Below are 22,346 nucleotides of genomic sequence, written 5' to 3'. Positions count from 1 at the left end.
GGGAAGGTAAAGCAAGATGGTACAGGTGAGAGCACACCAGCCGATCAATACCGACGGCAGTATCAACCTCGAGGCTTGGCTCGATCATGCGGTCAGTGTCGATGCGGCACTGGATCGCGAAGCCTTGAAGGAAGCCTGCGAATTCGCTCGCGAGGCCGAACAACAAGCCAATGCGGCGAAGAATCTATGGTCCGAAGGGACCTCGAGTTTCCGCACGGGCCTTGAGATCGCCGAGATTCTCGCCGACCTTAAACTCGATCAGGATTCGTTAGTCGCGGCAGTCTTGTACCGCGGCGTGCGCGAAGGCCAGATCCCGTTGCCGGCGGTCAGCCAGCGCTTTGGTCCGGTAGTCGCCAAACTCATCGATGGCGTGTTGCGCATGGCAGCGATCAGCGCCAGCCTGAGCCCCCGTCAATCCATGGTGCTGGGCACTCAAGGCCAGGTCGAAAACCTGCGCAAAATGCTCGTGGCCATGGTCGACGATGTGCGTGTCGCGCTGATCAAACTGGCCGAGCGCACCTGTGCGATCCGCGCGGTGAAAACCGCTGACGACGAGAAGCGCCACCGCGTAGCCCGTGAAGTGTTCGACATTTACGCGCCGCTGGCCCACCGCCTCGGTATCGGTCATATCAAATGGGAGCTGGAGGATTTGTCCTTCCGCTATCTTGAGCCTGACCAGTACAAGCAGATCGCCAAGTTGCTCCACGAGCGACGGCTGGATCGTGAGCGTTTTATCGCTGACGTGATGACCCAACTCAAAAACGAGCTGCAGGCTACCGGCGTCGATGCAGACATCAGCGGTCGGGCCAAACACATCTATTCGATCTGGCGCAAAATGCAGCGCAAGGGTCTGGAGTTCAGCCAGATCTACGATGTGCGCGCGGTTCGTGTGCTGGTGCCGGAAATGCGCGACTGCTACACCGCGCTCGGCATCGTCCATACCCTGTGGCGGCACATCCCGAAAGAGTTCGACGATTACATCGCCAACCCGAAAGAGAACGGCTACCGCTCGCTGCACACTGCGGTGATCGGCCCTGAAGGCAAAGTGCTGGAAGTGCAGATCCGCACCTATGCCATGCACGAAGAAGCCGAACTGGGCGTGTGCGCGCACTGGAAGTACAAGGGCACCGACGTCAAGTCCGGTTCGAACCACTACGAAGAGAAAATCTCCTGGCTGCGTCAGGTGCTCGAGTGGCACGAAGAGCTGGGCGATATTGGCGGCCTTGCCGAACAACTGCGGGTCGATATCGAGCCGGACCGGGTCTACATCTTTACTCCGGACGGTCACGCCATCGATTTGCCGAAGGGCGCGACACCGCTGGACTTCGCCTACCGCGTGCACACCGAAATCGGCCACAACTGCCGCGGCGCCAAGATCAACGGGCGGATCGTACCGCTCAACTACAGCCTGCAAACCGGTGAACAGGTCGAGATCATCACCAGCAAGCACGGCACGCCGAGTCGCGACTGGCTGAACCCGAACCTGGGTTACATCACCACCTCGCGGGCGCGGGCGAAGATCGTTCACTGGTTCAAATTGCAGGCCCGGGATCAGAACGTCGCGGCCGGTAAAACCTTGCTCGAGCGCGAACTCAATCGCCTCGGCCTGCCGCAGGTGGACTTCGACAAGCTGGCCGAGAAGGCCAACATGAAGACCGCCGAGGACATGTTCGCTGCATTGGGCGCCGGCGATTTGCGCCTGGCGCAATTGGTGAATCTGGCGCAGCAACTGGTCGAGCCGGAACGCGGCAACGAACAGCTGGAGCTGATCCCGCGCAAAGCCACCGGCTACAAACCAGGCAAGCGCGGCGACATTCAGATCCAGGGCGTCGGCAACCTGATGACCCAGATGGCCGGCTGCTGCCAGCCGCTGCCAGGGGATGCGATCGTCGGTTACATCACCCAGGGCCGTGGCGTGAGCATTCACCGTCAGGACTGCGCCTCGGTACTGCAACTGGCCGGGCGCGAGCCGGAGCGGATCATCCAGGTCAGCTGGGGGCCGGTGCCGGTGCTCACCTATCCGGTGGACATCATCATCCGCGCCTACGACCGTTCCGGTTTGCTGCGTGACGTGTCGCAGGTGCTGCTCAACGAGCGGATCAATGTGCTGGCGGTCAACACTCGCTCGAACAAAGAGGACAATACGGCGTTGATGTCCCTGACCATCGAGATTCCGGGGCTGGATGCACTGGGGCGGTTGCTGGGGCGGATTTCCCAGTTGCCGAACATCATCGAAACCCGTCGTAACCGCACGCCGTGAGAGATCTGCACGGAAATTGATGGTGACACCTGTAGGAGCGAGGCTTGCCCGCGAAGGCGGTGTGTCAGGTATGCCGCCTTCGCGGGCAAGCCTCGCTCCTACAAGTGAAGTGTGTAGAGATTAGAAGATGTATTCACTTGAAGATTTGCTGCACCTGATGAACCGTCTGCGCGACCCGCAATACGGCTGCCCGTGGGACATCAAGCAAACCTACGCGACCATCGTCCCGCATACTCTGGAAGAAGCCTACGAAGTCGCCGATGCAATCGAGCGCGGGGACTTCGATCATCTGCAGGGTGAGTTGGGCGACTTGTTGTTCCAGGTGGTTTATTACAGCCAACTGGCCCGGGAAGAAGGGCGTTTCGAGTTCGATGGTGTGGTCGATAGCATCACGCGCAAGCTGATCCGCCGTCATCCTCACGTGTTCTCCACCGGTGATCTGTATGCGCCGCTGGACATCCCGCGTCTGAATGAAGAACAGGTCAAGCAACGCTGGGAAGAGATCAAGGCTGAAGAACGTGCCGAGAAGTCTTCGGCACCGCAGCAGTTGTCCTTGCTCGACGACGTGCCTGCCGCCTTACCGGCGCTGTCCCGTTCGGCAAAACTGCAGAAGCGCGCAGGGCAGGTCGGTTTTGACTGGCCGGACGCCTTGCCGGTGCTCGACAAGGTGCGCGAAGAGCTTGATGAAGTGCTCGAAGCCATGGCCGATAATGACTCGGCGGCGATTGCCGATGAAATCGGCGACTTGCTGTTTTCCGTGGTCAATCTGGCGCGACACCTCAAGGTCGATCCGGAAACCGCACTGCGCGGCGCGAACTCAAAGTTTGAAAGACGCTTCCGATTTATCGAACAGGCATTGCGCGACACCCACCGTCCCATAGAAGATTGCACCCTCGAAGAGTTGGACGCCTTGTGGGGCGAAGCCAAACGTCAGGAAAAGAATTTGCCCAGCTGCGGTTGAGCAGTTGCCTAAGTGAGAAATAAGCACCATGAGCCTTTCCCTTCGCGACCAGTTGCTCAAAGCAGGGCTGGTCAATCAAAAGCAGGCCAAACAGGTCGGCAAAGAAAAGCAGAAGCAGCAACGCCTGGCCCACAAAGGCCAGATCGAACTCGATGATTCCCAGCAGCGTGCGGCTCAGGAAGCCATGGCCGAGAAGGTCAAGCGCGACCAGGAGCTGAACCGCCAGCAGCAGGAGAAAGCAGAGGCGAAGGCCCGCGCCGCCCAGGTCAAGCAATTGATCGAAGTCTCGCGCCTGCCCAAGCTGACCACCGAGGATTACTACAACTTCGTCGACGACAAGAAGGTCAAGCGCATCTCGGTCAATACGCTGATGCGCAACAAACTCAGCAGCGGTTCGCTGGCGATCGTGCATCATGCCGGTGGTTACGAAATAATCCCTCGTGAAGCGGCCCTGAAGATTCAGGAGCGCGATCCACAGCGCATCGTGCAGCTGAATGTGAAGACAGAAGAAGTCAGCGCCGAAGACGATCCGTACGCGGCTTATCAGATTCCTGATGATCTGATGTGGTAAGTCGTTAGGGACTGCAACAGCGACAAACCCCGCTCATGGCGGGGTTTGTCGTTTTCAATGGGGTCGTTATGCAGAGCGTGCTTCGCGCTGCTGCTCCAGTGTTTCCAGTTCAGCTCTGTATTGATGGGCTTCGGTCTCGGAGTGGAACATCCCGACCAGCAGGCCTTGTTGATGGACATCCCAGATGCGGATACCGGCGGCGATGCCTTCATGGGACATATGTGAATCGTCGCGTTCAGTTACTTTTACAGTCATCTGCTAGCTCCAATCTCTGTTATCTGCAGCAAGGCGTGTGCAGGCCTTTGTTATATGTTTTGTTAGCTGGCTAAGTAAACGGCAGAGTTGGGCAACCCATTCTTGCAGAATCGGCAAAAGTCCTGCAGCCCACGAAATGCGCGACATTCAGCCGCAGGCCATTGAGTTTCATGACAAATGTTTCATGTTGGCGAGACAGAAAACGCGGCTTGCACCTGTAGGAGCCAGGCTTGCCGGCGAAGGCGTATTCAAGGACGCTTTCGCCGGCAAGCCTGGCTCCTACAAGAGCAATCCACGCATCATGAACATTATTTACAGGCACAAAAAAACGCCCCGAACCAGTCGGGGCGTTTTTGTGTGAGGCTGGCCAAGCCTGCGATCTTTTCAGCGTCTTAACGGGCGCTAAAGATCAAAAGATCGCAGCCTGCGGCAGCTCCTACGCCTGCCAGCGCTTCAGTACCAGCGTGGCATTGGTGCCACCAAAGCCGAAGCTGTTGCTCATCACGGTGTTGATGGTGGCGTCTTCGCGAGTCTTGGTCAGGATTGGCATGTCTGCCACTTCCGGGTCCAGTTCGTCGATGTTGGCGGAACCCGCCATGAAGTTGCCTTCCATCATCAGCAGGCAGTAGATCGCTTCGTGAACGCCAGCGGCGCCCAGGGAGTGACCCGACAGGCTCTTGGTGGAGCTGATGGCTGGAGCCTTGTCGCCGAACACTTCACGCACACCTTTCATTTCCATGACGTCGCCGACCGGAGTCGAGGTGCCATGGGTGTTCAGGTAGTCGATCGGAGTATCGACGGTGGCCATGGCCATCTGCATGCAGCGGATGGCGCCTTCGCCGCTTGGGGCGACCATGTCGTAGCCGTCGGAGGTCGCGCCGTAGCCAACGATTTCCGCATAGATCTTCGCGCCGCGAGCCAGAGCATGTTCCAGCTCTTCGACCACGACCATGCCACCACCGCCGGCGATGACGAAACCATCGCGATCCTTGTCATAGGCGCGCGAGGCTTTTTCCGGGGTCTCGTTGTACTGGCTGGACAGTGCGCCCATGGCGTCGAACAGGAACGATTGGCTCCAGTGTTCTTCTTCACCGCCGCCGGCGAACACGATGTCCTGCTTGCCCAACTGGATCTGCTCCACAGCGTTACCGATGCAGTGAGCACTGGTGGCGCACGCGGAAGAGATCGAGTAATTCACACCCTTGATCTTGAATGGCGTCGCCAGGCAAGCCGAAACGGTGCTGCCCATGGTCCGCGTGACGCGGTACGGGCCTACGCGTTTGACGCCTTTCTCGCGCAGGATGTCCAGCGCTTCCATCTGGTTCAAGGTCGACGCGCCACCGGAGCCGGCGATCAGGCCGGTACGCACGTTGGAAACCTGCTCTTCGGTCAGACCGGAATCTGCGATGGCATCTTTCATGGCCAGGTAGGCGTAAGCCGCCGCGTGGCCGACGAAGCGATAGATCTTGCGATCGATCAGCTCTTCGAGGGGAAGGTCAATGGAGCCGGAAACCTGGCTACGCAGACCCATTTCAGCATATTCCGGGTTGAACCGGATGCCAGGGCGGCTTGCACGCAGGTTAGCGGAGACGGTCTCTTTGTCATTGCCCAGGCACGAAACGATGCCCAGACCAGTGATAACGACGCGGCGCATGCGAATAACCCTTAGAAGTTGTCAGTGGAGGTGAAAACGCCGACCCGAAGGCCTTCGGCGGTATAGATTTCGCGGCCGTCAACGGTCACCGAACCATCGGCAATAGCCATGTTCAGCTTGCCCTTCAGGATGCGTTTGATATGGATGTTATAGGTGACTTTCTTGGCAGTCGGCAGTACCTGGCCAAAGAATTTCACTTCGCCAGAACCCAGGGCGCGACCGCGGCCCGGCAGACCTTGCCAGCCGAGGAAGAAGCCGACCAGTTGCCACATGGCGTCGAGGCCCAGGCAGCCCGGCATCACCGGATCACCTTCGAAGTGGCAGGCGAAAAACCACAGGTCCGGAGTGATATCCAGCTCGGCGACCAATTCACCTTTGCCGTACTTGCCACCCTCTTCGCTGATATGGGTGATGCGATCGACCATCAGCATGTTCGGGGCGGGCAGTTGCGCGTTACCTGGGCCGAACAGCTCACCACGACTGCAGCGCAGCAGGTCTTCCCGAGTAAAGGCGTTTTGTTTGGTCATGCGAGCTCCTCAATAGTCCATGCGGCAGGGTGGGGCGAATCTCCCGGCCGATCGAAGCGTTCATGCCTCGAGTCAGCAGCCTACTCATAGACTATTGCGTTGTAGTGAAAGTCACAGCACCAAGGACATGAATGTACACTTGTGCACTGAAATTATTATTCAAGCCCCTTTTCGGGCTCGTTCGGGTGCCTAAGACTGCCGCACTTTCGTCGTTCACGCCAGTCGCAGATAGCCGAATGGCCTGTTCTACTGCACCCATCGCTGCAGAACTTGCTGCAGATCAGCGCGTTTGAAGGGCTTGGCCAGGTAATCGTTCATTCCCGCCGATAAACAGGCTTCGCGATCGCCCTGCAACGCATTGGCCGTCAGAGCGATGATCGGCACATCAGCGCAGCCGGGCAATCGACGAATCTGTCGGGTGGCCTCGTAGCCGTCGATGACCGGCAATCGGCAGTCCATCAGAATCGCTTCGAAAGTCAGATTCTCGGCACTGCGCACTGCTTGTGCACCGTCGGTGACGACGCTGACAGTAAAGCCCAGACTGCGCAACATTGCTTCGACAACCGTGCGGTTGACCGGGTTGTCCTCCACCAGCAGCACGTTGCGACCTTCGCCGTGGTCATCGCCGGTATGGCCTCGCGGGGTCAGTACCGGCAGTGGCTGCTTATACAGCGCCAAAGGGATTTCCAGGGTGAATGACGAACCAACGCCTTCTTCGCTCTGGGCGCGCAAGGTGCCACCCATCCGCTCAGCCAGGGTGCGGGCAATCGGCAACCCAAGCCCGGTTCCGCCGTAACGTCTTGAAATAGAACTGTCGGCCTGCTGAAACGCGTTGAACATCAACTCCAGGCTTGCGGCCGGAATGCCGATTCCGCTGTCGCGTACGGTGCAGGTAAACCACAGCAGTTCATGATCCAGGGACTGCCACTGGGGTTCGATCGTGATGCGGCCTCGTTCGGTAAATTTCAGCGCGTTGCCCACCAGATTGACCAATATCTGCCGGATTCGCGTTGGATCGCCCTGAACCTGAAGGGTGCGCATGTCTTCGGGGATGCGCAGTTGCAGGTCTAGCCCGCGTTGCACCGCGCTGTGCTGGAACGACTGGGCGCAGCTGCTGATCAGGTCTGCGAGGTTGAACGGAATATGTTCCAGCTCCAGTTCAGAGCGCTCGATGCGCGAGAAATCGAGAATGTCATTGATCACTTTGAGCAGGTGTTCGGTGGATTCCGAGGCCAGCGCCGCGTATTCGATCTGCTCCTCGGTCATCTCAGTGGTTTCCAGCAGTTGCAGCATGCCCAGCACGCCATTCATCGGCGTGCGCAACTCATGACTCATCATCGCCAGGAAATCGGATTTGGCGTTGTTGGCCTTTTCCGCTTCTTCACGGGTCTGGATCAATTGCGCCATGGCCTGATGCTGTTCGCGACTGGCTTGCTCAAGGCCCTGGGCAAGGTTGTTGATGTGTTGCGACAGGGCGCCCAGTTCGGTGTCGTCGACAATCGGCAGGGGCGTTTTATAGTCGCCTTCCTGGATCGCCTTGACCGCATTGCCGATGTCGTGGATCGGTTGCGACAGGCTGCTGGCCAGGCGCCGGGCCAGCAGAAACGTAAACAGCAGCGCGAACAAGGCGAGGATCCCGGCCTTGAAGAGGATTTCCTGCTGGCGCTGATTGAATGCGTCATTGGACAAGCCGACGATCACCCGGCCCAGATAATCCTCGCCCGGTGCACTGGCAACGGTACGACTGTTCTGGAAAAAGTCATTGTTGAGCGCGATGCGTTGCAGGCGCACCGGCGCCTGGAACACTTCGACTTGATGCGAGCGGTTGTGCGCTTCCGAGGGTTGCTCGACATACACCAGAATCCGGTTGGCGCTGTCCTGTACTTCCAGAAAGCGCACGTTGGGCGTGGCCAGGGTGGCCTTGAGCAAACTTTCGAGCACCTCGTTGTTGCCTGAAATCACCCCGTATTCGGTGGCGGGCGCCAGTTGATTGGCGATCAGCTGACCGGTGTGATTGAGTTCCTGGCGCAGGTCCTGGATTCGCACGAAGGTGAAAAAACTGATCAGCAGCAAGGTCAGCAGCAGGGCCGGGCCGAGGCTGATGATCTGGGTGCGGGTATTGATGTCCCAACCGCGACGGAAGGTCATGGGCGGCGTTCTCCTTCGGCCAGCTGTGTTGCGACAGAGGCTTCATTCATCGGTTCAATACTCAGTGAACGAGCCACTTGCGGGTTGCTCAAGACCTTGAAGTGTTGCGGGTAAAGTGCGCGTGGCCAGGTGCTCGAGGGCCGGTCGAGCAGTTCGTCGAGAATCTTCAGCCAATCGTTCTGGTCGCTGTAAGTACTGGCCAGGCTACCGGCCCTGACAAAGGCTGCGTTGGGGCCGATCAATGCCAGTTGCCGCGCATAGCTGCTGAGCAGCAGGTTTTTCACGGTTTTCGGGTTGTACAGATCAGGGTCGTCCAGGCCCAACAGCACATCACTGTTTTTCAGCAGGGCCTGCAAAGGGCGGCTGTCATGGGTGTTATCCCAACGCTCGGTGACCACTTCCAGGCCAAGGGGCAGGGCGGCCTGACGCAGTTCTTTCAAAAGGAATTCGCTGTGGCTGTCGAAAAGCACACCGACCCGGCGGGCCTCGGGGAGGACCAATCGGGTCAGGCGCAACTGGCGGTGCAGCGGCGGATCGCTCCAGAGCAGGCTCAGGTGCGGCGGCAGGTCATTGCCCAAGCGTTGGCGGGCTTGCAAACGACTGATGCGTAACACCAGCGTTGCGGGGCCTTGGGCGTCTTGCAGGCGCCAGTCGAGGCTGGGCAAGTCGAGCAGCACCAGGCGGATGTCGAGGGGCAGTTGGCCTGGCGCCGGCAGGCTGGCGACAGGCTGGAAGCGCACATTGTCGGTGGGGCGCAATTCGCTGAGGGCTTGAACGAAAGATTGCACGCCGGGATTGTCCTCGGCGCCAGTCAACAGAATGTCGGCGGCCCGCGCCGGCAGATTGCACAGCAGCCCGATAAACACCAGGCACAACCCCGCCAGCAGGCGGCCAAGGGTTGGCGTCTTCGGTGACGGGCGATATGGCATCTTAGAACTCCAGCTCCGCGCTGAAGTAGAGCACCCGGCGATCGTCGTAGTTGTTGTCGACGAAGGTGGTGGGCTGATTGTCGAGGCGTTGCTGGAGGACCCCGGCCAGCTCCAGACTGGCCTTGCCCAAACCGATGCGTTTGGCGATGCGGGTATCGACCCGTTCGAAGCGATAACCGTTGAGGGCGTCGGCACCATAGTAGAAGAGCGCGCTGTTCCAGCCCTGGCCCCAGTGGCGAAGCCAACCGGCGGAGCCGCTGTTGCGCGCGGTCTGTTGGGCATCCAGCGGGTTGCTGGCTTGGGCATCGATATAGGCATAGGTCAGGCGCAAACGATCGGCGCTGCTGACGCGCCAATCCAGTTGGGTTTCAGTCCCGGTGAAGCGCGAGTTGTTCGAGTTGCTGGCGATGTACTGGTTGTTGCGTAGCGGTTCACTGATCATGCCGGTGATTTCGTCATAGAACAGCTTCACATCGACCGCCAGCCCCCACTCTGCGAAGTAGCCGTTGTAGCCCAGTTCCCGGGAACGCATGCGTTCTTGTTCGAGGTCGCCCGGGCCACGGGTCTTGACGAAATAACGGGCGCTGGACTGGCCATAGGCGCGTGGGTTGAGGTTGGTGACCTGATAGCTCCAGTTGACGTTGTTCTCGAACATGTCCGGTGAACGGATGGCTTCTGAATACACCGCGCGCAAGCCGTGGCGCGGGTTGATCAGGTAATTGACCGCCACCCGCGGGGTCAGCGAGTTGCCGGTCAATTGCGTGTCTTCGTACATCGCCCCGCCCTGCAACAACCAGTGCTCGGTGGCGCGCCATTCGAGTTGGCCGAACGCCCGCCAGGTGGTGTCATCGAGCGTGCCATTGAAGTAGGTCTCGGAATTGGCACGATCGTAGCGATAGTTTATCCCGCTGACCAGCCGCAGACTGTCGGACAGGCTGAGCGTGTCTTGCAGCTCGAGGTCGTAACGCGATTCCCTGGCGCTCTGGTCAATGTCGCCGCAGAGGGTTTGCCGGGCGCCGTTTTGCCATTGTCTGAGCACCTGATTGCCCAGCGCACGTTCAGCCGCTGTCCCGGCCGGTGCGCCGGAACCGGAGTAGCGCTCCATGTTGCGCGCCAGACGTTCGGCGTAGTTGGGATTGAGTTGCCAGAGCTCGGTCAGTTCCGGGCTGAACGAGACCTCGGCGTCACAGGCTCGCCACGTCTGCTGGCGATCCCAGTGTTGCGCGGAGCCTTGAATATAAAGGCTGTGATCGGAATTGATGTCCAGGTTCCAGCGCAGCGAGCCGGCATAATCCTTGGCGATGACGTCGGAATTGTTCCCCGCGGCGGTAATGCCTGAGAACACCGGACGGTAGGTATAAGGCCGCTGGTTGGTCCCGTCCTTGGCATTCAGTTGCCAGTCGATGCTCTGGTTGTCATTGAGTGTCTGGCTGACAGCGAGGCTGAAGCGGTTCAAGCGACGGCTGTCGCGGTAATTGGCGCCGGTGCGATCCGAGTCGAAGCCGTCATCTTCTTGGCCGGACAACGACAGACGCAAGTCGCCGTTGTCCCAGCCCATGCCCTGGCTGGCGTAGAAATCATTGATACCGCGCTGGCCACGGGTGACTTTCAGCCGCGTGCCGTGGCTGTCGGCCGGTTTGCGGGTGATGATATTGACGACCGCCATCAGCGCGTTGGCGCCATAGCTGACGGTGTTCGGGCCACGGAAAACCTCGATGCGCTCAATGTCTTCCATGGCCACCGGAATATCACTCCAGTCCACCGTGGCCAGGCCGGCGCGGTACACCGAACGGCCGTCGATCAACACCTGCATGCGCCGCGCTTCGCTGGCATTGGTGCCGTGATAGTTCACCGCCGCCTGATTGCCGTTGATATTGCCGACCATCATTCCCGGCACCAGCCGCAGCAGCTCGCTGATATCCCGCGCGCCGCTGGCATTGATCAGTTCATTGTCGATCACCGTCATGCTTCCCGGCACCGCCGCAGGCGATTGCTTCAGGCGCGTCGCGGTCAGCACTTGCGGCAGCGGAGCGTTATCAAGGAACAGATCGTCGGCCAGCAATGGCGAGCTGAAGATCAGCGTCAATACCAGCGGCGAGCGAGCACGGGGAAAGCCAAAAGACACGGCACGGCCTTGATAGCGATTAGTTGGCGCGCATGTTAACCGAGCGCAAAGACTTTTCCAGTCACGTTATGGGCATTTTCCTCGGTTTTCTTGGTCTTCTTCCTACAAGTGTCGGTAATTGATGCTGGGGCTGGCCGCGACCGGGCCGCTCCGTATAATGCCGGCATCGCCATTGGTATGGATTAACGGATTGCATATGACTGAACAGCGCCCAATAGCGGTCCTGGGAGGCGGAAGTTTTGGTACCGCCGTGGCTAATCTGTTGGCCGAGAATGGGCATCAGGTCCGGCTGTGGATGCGCGACCCGGAACAGGCCGAGGCCATTCGGGTCAATCGTGAGAACCCGCGTTACCTCAAGGGCATCAAGATTCTTCCGGCAGTGGAAGCGGTCACAGACCTGCAAGCCACCCTGGAGGCCTGCGACCTGTGCTTCGTCGCGCTGCCATCCAGCGCGTTGCGCTCGGTGCTGGTTCCTCACGCCGAACGTTTGCGCGGCAAACTGCTGGTGAGCCTGACCAAAGGCATCGAAGCGCATACGTTCAAGCTGATGAGCGAGATCCTTGAAGAGATCGCCCCGCAAGCGCGCATCGGCGTGCTGTCAGGCCCGAACCTGGCGCGTGAAATCGCCGAACACGCGCTGACCGCCACGGTGGTCGCCAGTGAAGACGAAGAACTCTGCCAACGGGTCCAGGAAGCGCTGCACGGCAAGACCTTTCGTGTGTACGCCAGCGCCGACCGCTATGGCGTGGAGTTGGGCGGGGCGTTGAAAAACGTGTACGCGATCATCGCCGGCATGGCGGTGGCGTTGGGCATGGGTGAAAACACCAAGAGCATGCTGATCACCCGGGCATTGGCGGAAATGACCCGCTTTGCGGTGAATCAGGGCGCCAACCCGATGACGTTCCTTGGGTTGGCGGGCGTGGGCGACTTGATCGTGACGTGTTCGTCGCCAAAAAGCCGCAATTATCAGGTCGGGTTTGCCCTCGGCCAGGGTTTGAGCCTTGAGGATGCGGTGACGCGGCTTGGCGAAGTCGCCGAAGGCGTGAACACCCTCAAAGTGCTCAAGGCCAAGGCGCAGGAAGCGGGCGTGTATATGCCGCTGGTCGCCGGATTGCATGCCATCCTCTTCGAAGGGCGCACGCTGGAGCAGGTCATCGGTCTACTGATGCGTGCCGAGCCTAAAACCGACGTCGACTTTATCTCCACCAGCGGTTTCAACTAAACACCCATCAGGGCAGGGAGCGAAACATGAACGATCCGAAAGTAGAAGCCAAGTACGAATCCATCCTGCTGCGGGTGCTGTGGATGATTGTTTATCTGCTGGTCTGGCAAGTGGCGCAATTGATCCTCGGTGCAGTGGTGCTGGTGCAGCTGATCTATCGTTTGATTTATGGCGCCCCGAGCGCCAGCCTGATGAACTTCGGCGACAGCCTGAGCCAGTTCCTGGCGCAGATCGGTCGTTTCGGCAGCTTCCACAGCGATCAGAAGCCCTGGCCGTTCGCCGATTGGCCGACGCCGCGTACTCCGGAAGGTGAAGCCCCGCATGTTGTGGCGCCGGCACCGCATCCGGTCCGAGATGAGGAGCCAAAACTATGAAACTCTGGGTACTGCGTCATGGTGAAGCCGAGCCTCACGGCACTCGCCCGGACTCCGAGCGGACATTAACCCTCAAGGGACGTGAAGAGGTGTTGCGCGCTGCCGCCTATTTGATGGGCAAGCCACTCACCGCCATTTATGCCAGCCCTTATCAGCGAGCGCAGGAGACGGCAGAAATTGTGCGTGCGGCGCTCAATTTCGCGCCGGAGATTCGCACCGTCGACTGGCTGACCCCGGATACCGATCCGGACAAGGTGGCGGAACAGCTTGTATCGGTGAGTGATGTGCTGCTGGTCAGTCACAATCCGCTGGTGGGCAACCTGCTGAGCTATTTGCAGCACGGTGCCGGCCATCCACCGGAAAAAGTCAGCACCGCCGGCCTGGCCGAGCTGGAGAACAATGAACTGCTGATCGGGTCGATGAAGCTCAACAGCATCAAGCACCCGTAATCTGCTTCTGTTCTAGCTGTGGCCCTTGCTTCTGCTTTTGCAGGAGCGAGGCTTGCCCGCGAAGCTTTTAGCGTTTTCGAAGCCCCTTCGCGGGCAAGCCTCGCTCCTACAGGGGCGGTGGCGTTTAGTTTTTGTTCTTGGTTTTTGTGTGAAATAGTCAACCAAGCACTTGCTTGGTTGACTACGCTTGCTCCAGACAAAAAATAATGGAGCAAGTCGCATGTCTGCCGCTTTCCGTTTGCCATTGGACGTCTTCTACGAACGTGAAGCCCGTCATCCTCGCCAGCGTTTTCTGGTCCAGCCGATGGAGGGGGGCCAGGTCGAGACGCTGACCTGGGCCGACGTCGGCCACCAGGCACGTTGTGCCGCTCACTGGTTGCGGGCTCGGGAATTGCCACAAGGCAGCCACATCGCGCTGATCTCGAAAAACTGCGCCCACTGGATCATCGCCGATCTGGCGATCTGGATGGCCGGGCATATCTCGGTGCCGCTGTATCCCAATCTGACCGCCGATTCCGTGGCCCAGGTGCTCGATCATTCCGAAGCTGCGCTGGCATTCATTGGCAAACTGGATGACTGGCCGGGCATGTCCGCCGGGGTCAGGTCCGATCTGCCAACCATCAGTCTGCCGCTGTGCCCGGCCGGGTCCTTCGATTTCAGCTGGGCCGATCTGCAGCGCAGCTCACCGATTCAGGACGACCCAAAACCTGACGCCGATCAGCTGGCGACCATCATCTACACCTCCGGCACCACCGGGCAGCCTAAAGGCGTGATGCACAGTTTCGGCACGCTGGGATTTGCCACCACCCGTGGTACGCAGTTGTTTGGCCTGAATGAGTCGGATCGTCTGCTGTCCTACCTGCCGCTATGCCATGTTGCCGAGCGGATGTTCGTCGAGTTGTCGTCGATTTATACCGGGCAAACAGTATTTTTTGCCGAGAGCCTCGACACCTTTCTCACTGATCTGAAACGTGCCCGGCCGACCGCGCTGTTCGGCGTACCGCGGATCTGGACCAAATTCCAGATGGGTGTCTACAGCAAAATCCCGGCCAAACGCCTGGATTTCATGCTCGGCTTGCCCTTTATCGGCAAGCGGGTTGGGCACAAAGTCCTTGCCGGGCTGGGGCTGGACGCCTTGCGCATTGCATTGTCCGGTGCGGCGCCCGTGCCGCAAACCTTGTTGCTCTGGTACCGAAAACTGGGGTTGGACGTGCTGGAGGTGTACGGCATGACCGAAAGCTGCGGTTACTCCCACATCGGCCTGCCGGGCCAGAACAGCCCAGGCTGGATCGGCAAGCCATGCCCGGAAGTGGAAGTGCGCATCGAACCCTGCGGCGAAGTATTGGTGCGTAGCGGCGCGACCATGCTTGGCTATTTCAAGGAGCCCGGGAAAACCGCCGAAGCCATCACCGAGAACGGTTTCCTGCGCACCGGTGACAAGGGCGAGGAAGACGCCGAAGGCAACCTGCGCCTGACCGGGCGCCTGAAAGAAATCTTCAAGACCAGCAAGGGCAAATACGTTGCCCCGGCCCCGATCGAGAATCGTCTGGCGGTGCATTCGCGAATCGAACAAGTGTGCGTGGTCGGCGACGGCTTGAGTGCACCACTGGGTTTGTGCGTGTTGTCGGCGGTCGGTCAGCAGGACGCCAGCGGGACGGCGAGGGCGGGTTTGCATTCAAGCCTGGAAAAACTGCTGGAGGAGGTCAACGGCGTCCTCGACAGGCATGAGCGCTTGCTTCGGCTGGTGGTGGTCAAGGACAGTTGGGCGGTGGAAAACGGCTTCCTGACACCGACCCTGAAGATCAAGCGCAACATGATCGAAGCCGCTTACGGTGCGCGCTTTGAAGAATGGAGCGAGCGTAGTGAGGCGGTGCTATGGCAGGATTGAGCCACGAACAACTCCAGCAAAGGAACGTAACGATGAGTCTGTGGCGCACCATTCCCAACGTCGAGCAGTTGAACGCAATCGGGAAAAATACCATCAGCGAAGTGCTGGATATTCGCTTTGAAGCCTTCGATGACGAGTCCCTGACCGCCAGTATGGTCATCGACCATCGCACGCATCAGCCTTTCGGTTTGCTGCACGGCGGCGCCTCGGTGGTGTTGGCCGAAACCGTCGGCTCGATGGCCAGTTATCTGTGCATCGACGCCAGCAAGTTTTATTGCGTGGGCCTGGAAATCAACGCCAATCATTTGCGCGGCCTGCGCAGTGGGCGAGTGACGGCGGTAGCCAAGGCGATTCACATTGGTCGCACGACGCATGTCTGGGATATCCGCCTGACCAGCGATGAAGGGAAGGTCAGTTGCGTATCGCGCCTGACCATGGCGGTGGTGCCATTGGGTGAGAATCCGCCGGCGCGTTGAGTTTCGGCACGCTCGGTGTAGCAGCAGGCTTTGCCAGCTGCTACCAAGGATAGGCGTCATCCTTGCGCCATAGCCCTGACCCGACTGTCATCATTCCTGGCAGTTACGGTCATTGCTGCAGGACTCCGTCTTACGGACAATCAACCCTCGTTCTCGCTCATGGATTTGCAGGTATGTCGCAACAGATATTTTTCGCTCACGCCAATGGCTTTCCTTCGGGTACCTACGGCAAGTTGTTCGCGGCCCTGGCGCCCGAGTATCAGGTGACACATCTGGAGCAGCACGCCCATGACCCGCGTTTTCCGGCGGACGACAACTGGAGCAATCTGGTGGATGAACTGATCCATCACCTCAAGCAGCAACCGGAACCGGTCTGGGGCGTTGGCCATTCCTTTGGCGGCGTCCTGCATCTGCACGCCGCATTGCGTTGCCCCCAGCTGTATCGCGGCGTGGTGATGCTCGATTCGCCGGTGCTGACCCGCGCCGATCAATGGGTGATCCGTGCCGCCAAGCGCTTCGGTTTCATCGATCGCCTGACCCCCGCCGGTCGTACGCTGGGACGACGGGAAGAGTTTGCCAATCTGGACGCGGCGCGCCTGTATTTCGCCGGTAAAACCCTGTTTCGTGGCTTCGACCCGGAATGCTTCGAGGCCTATCTTCAACATGGTTTGCAAAAGGTCGGCGACAAGCTGCGTTTGCGTTTCGATCCTGCCACGGAAATCAGCATTTATCGCGGCGTACCCCACACCAGCCCCGGCCGTGCACGGCAACTGAAAGTGCCGCTGGCGGTGGTTCGCGGGCACAAGAGTCGGGTGGTGATGCGCCATCACGCCCGTTCCGTCGGGCGCATGCCCCTGGGCGAGTCCTTGACCATGCCAGGGGGCCACATGTTTCCTCTCGAACGCCCACAGGACACGGCCACGCTGCTGAAGCATCTGTTCAGTCGCTGGGAAGGTCACCGCCAACAGGATTGCGCATGAGCAGCGTTGTTGAAGAAGTTCGCCTGAGCCTGCCGCATATTGAGTTGGCGGCGCACCTGTTCGGTCCCGAGGACGGCGTGCCGGTGATCGCCTTGCACGGCTGGCTGGACAACGCCAACAGCTTTGCGCGGCTGGCGCCCAAGCTCAAAGGCTTGCGCATCATCGCGCTGGACCTCGCCGGGCACGGCCATTCGGGGCATCGGCCCAAAGGTGCCGGTTACGCGCTGTGGGACTACGCCCACGACGTGCTGCAAGTGGCCGAGCAACTGGAATGGAAGCGTTTTGCGCTGCTGGGGCATTCCCTGGGGGCAATCGTCTCGCTGGTGCTGGCCGGGTCGTTGCCCGAGCGGGTCACGAAGCTGGCCTTGATCGACGGCATCATTCCTCCTACCGACAAAGGCGAAAATGCCGCCGAGCGCATGGGCATGGCCCTGCAAGCGCAGCTGGATCTGCGGGAAAAACGCAAACCGGTCTACAACACCCTCGACCGCGCCATCGAAGCACGGATGAAAGGCTTGGTGGCGGTCAGTCGCGAAGCCGCTGAACTCCTGGCCCAGCGCGGCTTGATGCCGGTGCCGGGCGGTTATACCTGGCGCACCGACAACCGCCTCACCCTTCCATCGCCGCTGCGTCTGACCACGGAACAGGCGATGGCCTTCGTCCAGCGCGTCAATTGTCCTGCACAGCTGGTGGTTGCGGCTGACGGAATGCTCGCCAAACATCCAGAGTTGCTGGAGCGTCTACCCTTTAGCCGGGAACAGTTGCCTGGCGGCCACCATTTGCACCTGAATGACGAATCCGGTGCCGACCTTGTCGCAGACTGTTTCAATCGGTTCTTCGCCATTCCTTGACTTGCGCCGGGCAACTGTCGAGGCTGGGCGGGTTGAAATGGGAGACAACCATGATAGATCTGTACACCGCTGCGACCCCGAATGGCCACAAGGTCTCTATCGTGCTCGAGGAACTCGGCCTGCCCTACACGGTGCATGCCTTGAGTTTCGACAAAAAGGAACAGAAGTCCCCGGACTTCCTCAAGATCAATCCCAATGGGCGGATTCCGGCGATTGTCGACCGCGCCAATGGCGATTTCGCCGTGTTCGAGTCCGGTGCCATCCTGATTTACCTCGCCGAGATGACCGGCAAGCTGCTGCCTCAAGACCCGAAGGGGCGCTCGGTGGTACTGCAGTGGCTGATGTTCCAGATGGGCGGAATCGGTCCGATGCAGGGCCAGGCCAACGTGTTTTTCCGCTATTTTCCGGAAAAACTCCAAGGCGCCATCGATCGCTATCAACATGAAACACGGCGCTTGTATGAAGTGCTCGACACGCGTCTGCAAACCGTAGAATTCCTGGCGGGGGAATACAGCATTGCCGACATTGCGACTTTTCCGTGGGTACGTGGCCATGAATGGTCCGGCGTCGCGGTGGATGGCTTGTCGGCCTTGCAGCGCTGGATGGCGACCATGGACGCACGCCCCGCAGTACAACGCGGTTTACTGGTGCCCGAGCGCATCGATGACGACAGTGTCATCAAGGGCGCTAAGGCCATGCTGATTCGATGAGTCTATCCATGCGTTCTCTCAGTCTTCTGGCGCTGTGTTGTTCCAGTCCTCTTTTATTAGCCGCTGATATCCCGGGCAGTCAGGACTTGCCGATCGTGCCGCGCATGGCCGATGCGCAGATCGTCGACTATCGCCCTGCGGCTGAACTGGAACGGATTTACCCGCTGGGTTCGATCCGCAAGATCAGCGGTCAGTTGCGTTTTGACGGCCAGGTTACCGCTCGGGGTCAAACCACCTCGGTCACCTACGAATTGCCACCGGAGCATTCTTCTACCGACGCCTTCACCGAGGCTCGCGAAGCCTTGCAGAAACAGGGCGCCGAGCTGTTGTTCTGGTGCCAGGCGCGGGATTGCGGGGAAAGCAGCCTGTGGGCCAACGAAGTCTTCGGCAACGCCAAATTGTACGGCAGCGATAATCAGCAGGCGTATTTGTTGCTGCGTCTGGCGGCCCCTCAAGACAACACGTTGGTGGCGCTTTACAGCATCACTCGCGGCAATCGCAGGGCTTATCTGCACGTCGAACAGTTCGACGCGATAACGCCGCTGGGTGATTTGCTACCGACGTCCGCGACCTTGTTGAGGCAGCTCAAGAGCACTGGAAAACTCGATTTCCCCAAACTCGTCGGCGACCCTGACGAAACCTGGCTGCGTCTGATTTCCCGAGGCCTGAACCTGGACACCACGTTGCGCGTCAATGTTTCGGGGTCCAATGCCGAAGCCTGGCGTCAGGCGCTGATCGGCCAGGGCGTAAGGGCTGCACGGATGGAAACCGGCAGCGTCGAAGGCTCTGGCTTGCACTTCGAACTGTTGCGTTAAGCTGCATTCGGCGAGCGCGTGCCAAGCGTTCGCCTACGCTTTGTTGACTGATTTTTTCGGCTGACTTTTTCAGGATCTTACATGCTCAATAACGATCGTCTGTTGGTGCAGATCCTGCTCCTGGTGCTGTTTGGCGCGAGTTTATGGGTGATGGCGCCGTTCTGGTCGGCGCTGTTCTGGGGCGCGGTGCTGGCGTTTGCCAGTTGGCCGCTGATGCGTCTGTTGACCCGCTGGCTCAATGGCCGTGAATCCCTGGCGGCGCTGGTCCTCACACTCGGCTGGATGGTGCTGGTGGCGGTGCCGCTGGTGTGGCTGGGGTTCAATCTGGCGGATCATGTGCGCGATGCCACGGCGCTCATCAAGGATATACAGGTCGATGGACTGCCCGAGGCGCCAACCTGGCTGGGCGATATTCCCTTGGTCGGTGCGCGGTTGGTGGGGATCTGGAACAGCATCGATCAGCAAGGCGCGGCGATGATGCTGGCGATCAAGCCTTATCTGGGGCAGGTCGGTAACTGGTTACTGGCGCGCAGTGCGCAGATTGGCGGCGGGATTCTCGAGCTGACGCTGAGTATTGTGTTCGTGTTCTTTTTCTACCGCGACGGGCCACGGTTGGCGGTGTTTGTTCATGGGCTGCTGGAACGGCTGATCGGCGAGCGTGCCAGCTATTACATCGAACTGGTGGCAGGTACCGTGCAGCGGGTGGTCAATGGGGTGATCGGCACCGCGGCGGCTCAGGCTATTCTGGCGTTGATCGGCTTCCTGATTGCCGGTGTGCCCGGCGCGTTGGTGCTGGGGATCGTGACCTTCCTGCTCAGCTTGATTCCGATGGGGCCGCCGTTGGTGTGGATTCCAGCCACGGCGTGGCTGGCCTGGAAGGGCGAGTACGGGATGGCGGTGTTCCTTGGCTGCTGGGGGACGTTCATTATCAGCGGCGTCGACAACGTACTTAAGCCGTACCTGATCAGCCGGGGCGGGAATTTGCCGTTGGTGATTGTGCTGCTCGGGGTGTTCGGCGGGTTGATCGCGTTTGGATTCATCGGTTTGTTCATCGGCCCGACGTTGTTAGCCGTGGCTTATAGTCTGCTCACCGATTGGAGCAAGAGCCAGGTTCGGGTTGAGGATCGTCGGCCCTGACCTGTGAGAGATTCCATGTTGCAGGGCAACCCTGCAACTTCAGGCCGGCTGACTCACATCGGCTCCGGCGGCCCGATCAGTCTTCCCATCACCCCAAATAACCCCAGCTGCCGAATTACCTCCAATTCGCCCTGGGTTTCCACCATCTCGGCAATCAACGGCAAGTCAATGCTGTTGGTCGCCCGGAAAATCGCCTCGATGAACAGGCGCTTGTCCGTCTGTTCATCGATACCCCGTATGTAGGCGCCGTCGATTTTCAGGTAAGCCAGCCCCAGTTGCGTCAGGTTGCCGATCTGGCTGAAGCTGCCGCCGAAATGCTGCAACCCGATGCGGTAACCGGTGGTGAGCAGGCTGTGGCTCAGGCGTTGCAGTTCTTCGGGGGGCGGCAGTTGGCGTTCGTCGATTTCCAGGATCAGCAGCGGCGCGAGTTCCGGCAGCGATTCGAGCAGGTCGAGAATATGTTGAAGCTGCGCCTGGTCGCGCAGGGTACTGCCGGACAGGCTCAGCGCAAGGGGCCAACGATTGGCGGCCAGGTATTCGAGGGTGGTTTCGAGCATCGCCAGATCGAACCGCGCCGACCAGCCAAGGCGTTCGATCCATGGCAGGAAATGGCCGGCGGCAATGGCCTCACCCTGCGGATCGAGCAGGCGAGCGAGGACTTTATGGTGCAACACCTGGCTGGTGTCGACGCACTGCACCACCGGTTGGAAATACAATTGGATCTTGCCTTCGGTCAGTGCCTCGTCGATCCAGCTGCGCCAATCGTGTCGGGAATGGTTCGGCGCGGTATCGGCATGGGCCTGGTATACCCAGGGGCGCTCGGGATGTTGCCGGGCCTGGGTCAGCGCCTGATCGAGGCGTAGCAGCACCTCGCTCGCCGGTTCGCCGGGGTGATAGGCGACCACGCCCAAGTGCGCCACCGGCATACAGTCGCTGGCACCGGTAAGACGCAGGTTTTCCAGGGTGGCGCTGATTTCGCTGGCCACGCGTGCAGCGTCCTTGCTGTCCAGGCCTGGGGTCAACAAACTGAATTCGCCGCCGCGATTGCGCGCCCCCAGCCAGGTTCGACGCTCTGGCGGTTGCGTCAAGCGCTTGAGCAATTCGCCGACAGCGCTGATCAGGGCATCGGTGCGCTGGCCGCCCAAGCGTTGGTTGAGGCCGATCAGGTCATTGATCCGCAGCATCAGCAAATGACCGTCGCGGCTTTGCTCGGATACCAATAACTGGTCGGCCAAATGTTCATCCAGCAAGCGCCGGTTCGCCAGACCCGTGAGGGCGTCCTGATAGGATTCGGCTCGCAGATTTTCACTGCGCGCGGCCTCCTCGGCGAACAATGCTTTGAGCTTTTCGACCATCTGGTTCATGGCCAGCACCACGCGTTTGAGTTCCGGCGTGCGCGGCAGTTTTGGCAAACTGCGGAATTCGCGTTTGCTGATGGCTTCAGCCTGTTTGACCATGTTGTCGAGCGGACGCAGTTGTCGACGTAATATCCATCCCCCCAATACGGCACTGAGCAGCCCGCAAATCAGCAACCAGATCAGGCTGCCGAGGGTGCTGTCCCAGAGTTTGGCCAAAGCGAATTGCGGATTGCTCCACACTTCGACCCGTGCTGCCTGCTCCCAGCCCCGTGTGATCAGTGCATCACCACCTTGCGGGCGCAGATCGACCAAATTCACAAACCACTCTGGAACGTCCTTTATCCGCGCCGGTGCGCTGCGCTCTACCAGCACCTGTTCATTCTCGATGCTGATGATCCGGATGCTGCTGAAATAGCCGCTATCGAAAATCGAGTTGACCATCAATTCGATCGTTGCCGGGTCGTCGATCTGTGCGGTCAATGACAAACCCAGTGCCGTGGCTGCGTCTTGGGCGTGAGCGCGCAACTGGCTGAGCACCTGCTCACGGGAGCTTTCCAGGCTGACAAAAAAACTGCCGCTGAACGCCACCAGCAAGAACACGCAGATGGCCAGGAACAACTGTTTGCGCAATGACATAAAACGCTCCTTGCTGTGCG

General features: G+C 59.7%; 21 protein-coding genes. 14 read left to right on the top strand and 7 right to left on the bottom strand.

Annotated features, from left to right (window positions below; all coding sequences use genetic code 11):
* Positions 1–16 precede the first annotated feature (16 nt).
* From relA to FHW68_RS09300, 3 genes are all read left to right on the top strand, one after another.
* Positions 17–2,260, top strand: a complete 2,244-nt coding sequence (relA, locus tag FHW68_RS09310; protein WP_095634385.1) for a GTP diphosphokinase — start codon at positions 17–19, stop codon at positions 2,258–2,260.
* Positions 2,261–2,387: 127 nt separating this feature from the next.
* Complete coding sequence (mazG, locus tag FHW68_RS09305) at positions 2,388–3,221, top strand: nucleoside triphosphate pyrophosphohydrolase (RefSeq protein WP_183680108.1); 834 nt, start codon at positions 2,388–2,390, stop codon at positions 3,219–3,221.
* 28 nt (positions 3,222–3,249) lie between these two features.
* Entirely contained in the window at positions 3,250–3,792 is a 543-nt protein-coding gene (locus tag FHW68_RS09300) for a DUF2058 domain-containing protein (RefSeq protein ID WP_183680106.1), read from the top strand.
* A gap of 66 nt (positions 3,793–3,858) precedes the next feature.
* Here FHW68_RS09300 and FHW68_RS09295 read toward each other — a convergent pair whose 3' ends face one another.
* Positions 3,859–4,047 (bottom strand): hypothetical protein, encoded by a 189-nt coding sequence (locus tag FHW68_RS09295; protein ID WP_183680104.1) that lies wholly within the window; start codon positions 4,045–4,047, stop codon positions 3,859–3,861.
* Positions 4,048–4,183: 136 nt separating this feature from the next.
* Between FHW68_RS09295 and FHW68_RS09290 the strand changes: the two genes are divergently transcribed.
* Entirely contained in the window at positions 4,184–4,408 is a 225-nt protein-coding gene (locus tag FHW68_RS09290) for a hypothetical protein (RefSeq protein WP_183680102.1), read from the top strand.
* A gap of 75 nt (positions 4,409–4,483) precedes the next feature.
* On the opposite strand, the gene fabB is transcribed toward FHW68_RS09290, so the two are convergent.
* From fabB to FHW68_RS09265, 5 genes are all read right to left on the bottom strand, one after another.
* A complete protein-coding gene (gene fabB, locus FHW68_RS09285; RefSeq protein WP_183680100.1) occupies positions 4,484–5,701 on the bottom strand; it encodes a beta-ketoacyl-ACP synthase I in 1,218 nt (405 codons plus the stop codon).
* A gap of 11 nt (positions 5,702–5,712) precedes the next feature.
* Positions 5,713–6,228: a 3-hydroxyacyl-[acyl-carrier-protein] dehydratase FabA gene (gene fabA, locus FHW68_RS09280; protein ID WP_095634390.1), complete on the bottom strand. Its 516-nt coding sequence runs from the start codon at positions 6,226–6,228 to the stop codon at positions 5,713–5,715.
* Between the two features lie 246 nt (positions 6,229–6,474).
* The gene (locus tag FHW68_RS09275; RefSeq protein ID WP_095634391.1) at positions 6,475–8,376 is read right to left on the bottom strand and encodes an ATP-binding protein; all 1,902 of its coding nucleotides are present in this window, start codon (positions 8,374–8,376) and stop codon (positions 6,475–6,477) included.
* Positions 8,373–9,305, bottom strand: coding sequence for an ABC transporter substrate-binding protein (locus tag FHW68_RS09270; protein ID WP_183680098.1), 933 nt, complete (start codon positions 9,303–9,305; stop codon positions 8,373–8,375). Before FHW68_RS09270 ends, FHW68_RS09275 begins: the two co-directional genes overlap by 4 nt.
* 1 nt (position 9,306) lies before the next feature.
* A complete protein-coding gene (locus tag FHW68_RS09265; RefSeq protein ID WP_183680096.1) occupies positions 9,307–11,430 on the bottom strand; it encodes a TonB-dependent receptor domain-containing protein in 2,124 nt (707 codons plus the stop codon).
* A 196-nt stretch (positions 11,431–11,626) separates the two neighbouring features.
* Between FHW68_RS09265 and FHW68_RS09260 the strand changes: the two genes are divergently transcribed.
* The 10 genes from FHW68_RS09260 (at position 11,627) to FHW68_RS09215 (ending at position 20,332) form a co-directional block, all read left to right on the top strand.
* Positions 11,627–12,652: an NAD(P)H-dependent glycerol-3-phosphate dehydrogenase gene (locus FHW68_RS09260; RefSeq protein ID WP_095634394.1), complete on the top strand. Its 1,026-nt coding sequence runs from the start codon at positions 11,627–11,629 to the stop codon at positions 12,650–12,652.
* Positions 12,653–12,678: 26 nt separating this feature from the next.
* Positions 12,679–13,026: a DUF4389 domain-containing protein gene (locus tag FHW68_RS09255; RefSeq protein ID WP_095634395.1), complete on the top strand. Its 348-nt coding sequence runs from the start codon at positions 12,679–12,681 to the stop codon at positions 13,024–13,026.
* On the top strand, positions 13,023–13,475 hold the full coding sequence (gene sixA, locus FHW68_RS09250; protein WP_183680094.1) for a phosphohistidine phosphatase SixA: 453 nt from the start codon (positions 13,023–13,025) through the stop codon (positions 13,473–13,475). The genes FHW68_RS09255 and sixA overlap by 4 nt, the downstream gene beginning before the upstream one ends.
* A 220-nt stretch (positions 13,476–13,695) precedes the next feature.
* Positions 13,696–15,363, top strand: a complete 1,668-nt coding sequence (locus FHW68_RS09245) for an AMP-binding protein (protein WP_183680092.1) — start codon at positions 13,696–13,698, stop codon at positions 15,361–15,363.
* Positions 15,364–15,395: 32 nt separating this feature from the next.
* Positions 15,396–15,839 (top strand): hotdog fold thioesterase, encoded by a 444-nt coding sequence (locus FHW68_RS09240; protein ID WP_095634398.1) that lies wholly within the window; start codon positions 15,396–15,398, stop codon positions 15,837–15,839.
* Positions 15,840–16,012: 173 nt separating this feature from the next.
* The gene (locus tag FHW68_RS09235) at positions 16,013–16,819 is read left to right on the top strand and encodes an alpha/beta fold hydrolase (RefSeq protein ID WP_183680090.1); all 807 of its coding nucleotides are present in this window, start codon (positions 16,013–16,015) and stop codon (positions 16,817–16,819) included.
* Entirely contained in the window at positions 16,816–17,670 is an 855-nt protein-coding gene (locus FHW68_RS09230; RefSeq protein WP_095634400.1) for an alpha/beta hydrolase, read from the top strand. Before FHW68_RS09235 ends, FHW68_RS09230 begins: the two co-directional genes overlap by 4 nt.
* A 50-nt stretch (positions 17,671–17,720) precedes the next feature.
* Entirely contained in the window at positions 17,721–18,380 is a 660-nt protein-coding gene (locus tag FHW68_RS09225) for a glutathione S-transferase family protein (protein ID WP_183680088.1), read from the top strand.
* An 8-nt stretch (positions 18,381–18,388) separates the two neighbouring features.
* The gene (locus FHW68_RS09220) at positions 18,389–19,195 is read left to right on the top strand and encodes a DUF4892 domain-containing protein (protein ID WP_183680086.1); all 807 of its coding nucleotides are present in this window, start codon (positions 18,389–18,391) and stop codon (positions 19,193–19,195) included.
* Positions 19,196–19,276: 81 nt separating this feature from the next.
* Positions 19,277–20,332: an AI-2E family transporter gene (locus tag FHW68_RS09215; RefSeq protein WP_095634403.1), complete on the top strand. Its 1,056-nt coding sequence runs from the start codon at positions 19,277–19,279 to the stop codon at positions 20,330–20,332.
* Between the two features lie 53 nt (positions 20,333–20,385).
* On the opposite strand, the gene lapD is transcribed toward FHW68_RS09215, so the two are convergent.
* Positions 20,386–22,326, bottom strand: a complete 1,941-nt coding sequence (gene lapD, locus FHW68_RS09210; protein WP_183680084.1) for a cyclic di-GMP receptor LapD — start codon at positions 22,324–22,326, stop codon at positions 20,386–20,388.
* Positions 22,327–22,346 lie beyond the last annotated feature (20 nt).

This window comes from Pseudomonas sp. Tn43 (assembly GCF_014192635.1).
Lineage (GTDB): Bacteria > Pseudomonadota > Gammaproteobacteria > Pseudomonadales > Pseudomonadaceae > Aquipseudomonas.
The sequence above is the reverse complement of the archived record's forward strand: the minus strand, read 5'-3'. Positions and strand labels throughout refer to the sequence as shown.

What these genes read in the sequence shown, in the direction of transcription:
- relA (WP_095634385.1), top strand. Translation starts at nt 17, where the DNA reads ATGGTACAGGTGAGAGCACACCAGCCGATCAATACCGACGGCAGTATC.
- mazG (WP_183680108.1), top strand. Translation starts at nt 2,388, where the DNA reads ATGTATTCACTTGAAGATTTGCTGCACCTGATGAACCGTCTGCGCGAC.
- FHW68_RS09300 (WP_183680106.1), top strand. Translation starts at nt 3,250, where the DNA reads ATGAGCCTTTCCCTTCGCGACCAGTTGCTCAAAGCAGGGCTGGTCAAT.
- FHW68_RS09295 (WP_183680104.1), bottom strand. Translation starts at nt 4,047, where the DNA reads ATGACTGTAAAAGTAACTGAACGCGACGATTCACATATGTCCCATGAA.
- FHW68_RS09290 (WP_183680102.1), top strand. Translation starts at nt 4,184, where the DNA reads ATGCGCGACATTCAGCCGCAGGCCATTGAGTTTCATGACAAATGTTTC.
- fabB (WP_183680100.1), bottom strand. Translation starts at nt 5,701, where the DNA reads ATGCGCCGCGTCGTTATCACTGGTCTGGGCATCGTTTCGTGCCTGGGC.
- fabA (WP_095634390.1), bottom strand. Translation starts at nt 6,228, where the DNA reads ATGACCAAACAAAACGCCTTTACTCGGGAAGACCTGCTGCGCTGCAGT.
- FHW68_RS09275 (WP_095634391.1), bottom strand. Translation starts at nt 8,376, where the DNA reads ATGACCTTCCGTCGCGGTTGGGACATCAATACCCGCACCCAGATCATC.
- FHW68_RS09270 (WP_183680098.1), bottom strand. Translation starts at nt 9,305, where the DNA reads ATGCCATATCGCCCGTCACCGAAGACGCCAACCCTTGGCCGCCTGCTG.
- FHW68_RS09260 (WP_095634394.1), top strand. Translation starts at nt 11,627, where the DNA reads ATGACTGAACAGCGCCCAATAGCGGTCCTGGGAGGCGGAAGTTTTGGT.
- FHW68_RS09255 (WP_095634395.1), top strand. Translation starts at nt 12,679, where the DNA reads ATGAACGATCCGAAAGTAGAAGCCAAGTACGAATCCATCCTGCTGCGG.
- sixA (WP_183680094.1), top strand. Translation starts at nt 13,023, where the DNA reads ATGAAACTCTGGGTACTGCGTCATGGTGAAGCCGAGCCTCACGGCACT.
- FHW68_RS09245 (WP_183680092.1), top strand. Translation starts at nt 13,696, where the DNA reads ATGTCTGCCGCTTTCCGTTTGCCATTGGACGTCTTCTACGAACGTGAA.
- FHW68_RS09240 (WP_095634398.1), top strand. Translation starts at nt 15,396, where the DNA reads ATGAGTCTGTGGCGCACCATTCCCAACGTCGAGCAGTTGAACGCAATC.
- FHW68_RS09235 (WP_183680090.1), top strand. Translation starts at nt 16,013, where the DNA reads ATGTCGCAACAGATATTTTTCGCTCACGCCAATGGCTTTCCTTCGGGT.
- FHW68_RS09230 (WP_095634400.1), top strand. Translation starts at nt 16,816, where the DNA reads ATGAGCAGCGTTGTTGAAGAAGTTCGCCTGAGCCTGCCGCATATTGAG.
- FHW68_RS09225 (WP_183680088.1), top strand. Translation starts at nt 17,721, where the DNA reads ATGATAGATCTGTACACCGCTGCGACCCCGAATGGCCACAAGGTCTCT.
- FHW68_RS09220 (WP_183680086.1), top strand. Translation starts at nt 18,389, where the DNA reads ATGCGTTCTCTCAGTCTTCTGGCGCTGTGTTGTTCCAGTCCTCTTTTA.
- FHW68_RS09215 (WP_095634403.1), top strand. Translation starts at nt 19,277, where the DNA reads ATGCTCAATAACGATCGTCTGTTGGTGCAGATCCTGCTCCTGGTGCTG.
- lapD (WP_183680084.1), bottom strand. Translation starts at nt 22,326, where the DNA reads ATGTCATTGCGCAAACAGTTGTTCCTGGCCATCTGCGTGTTCTTGCTG.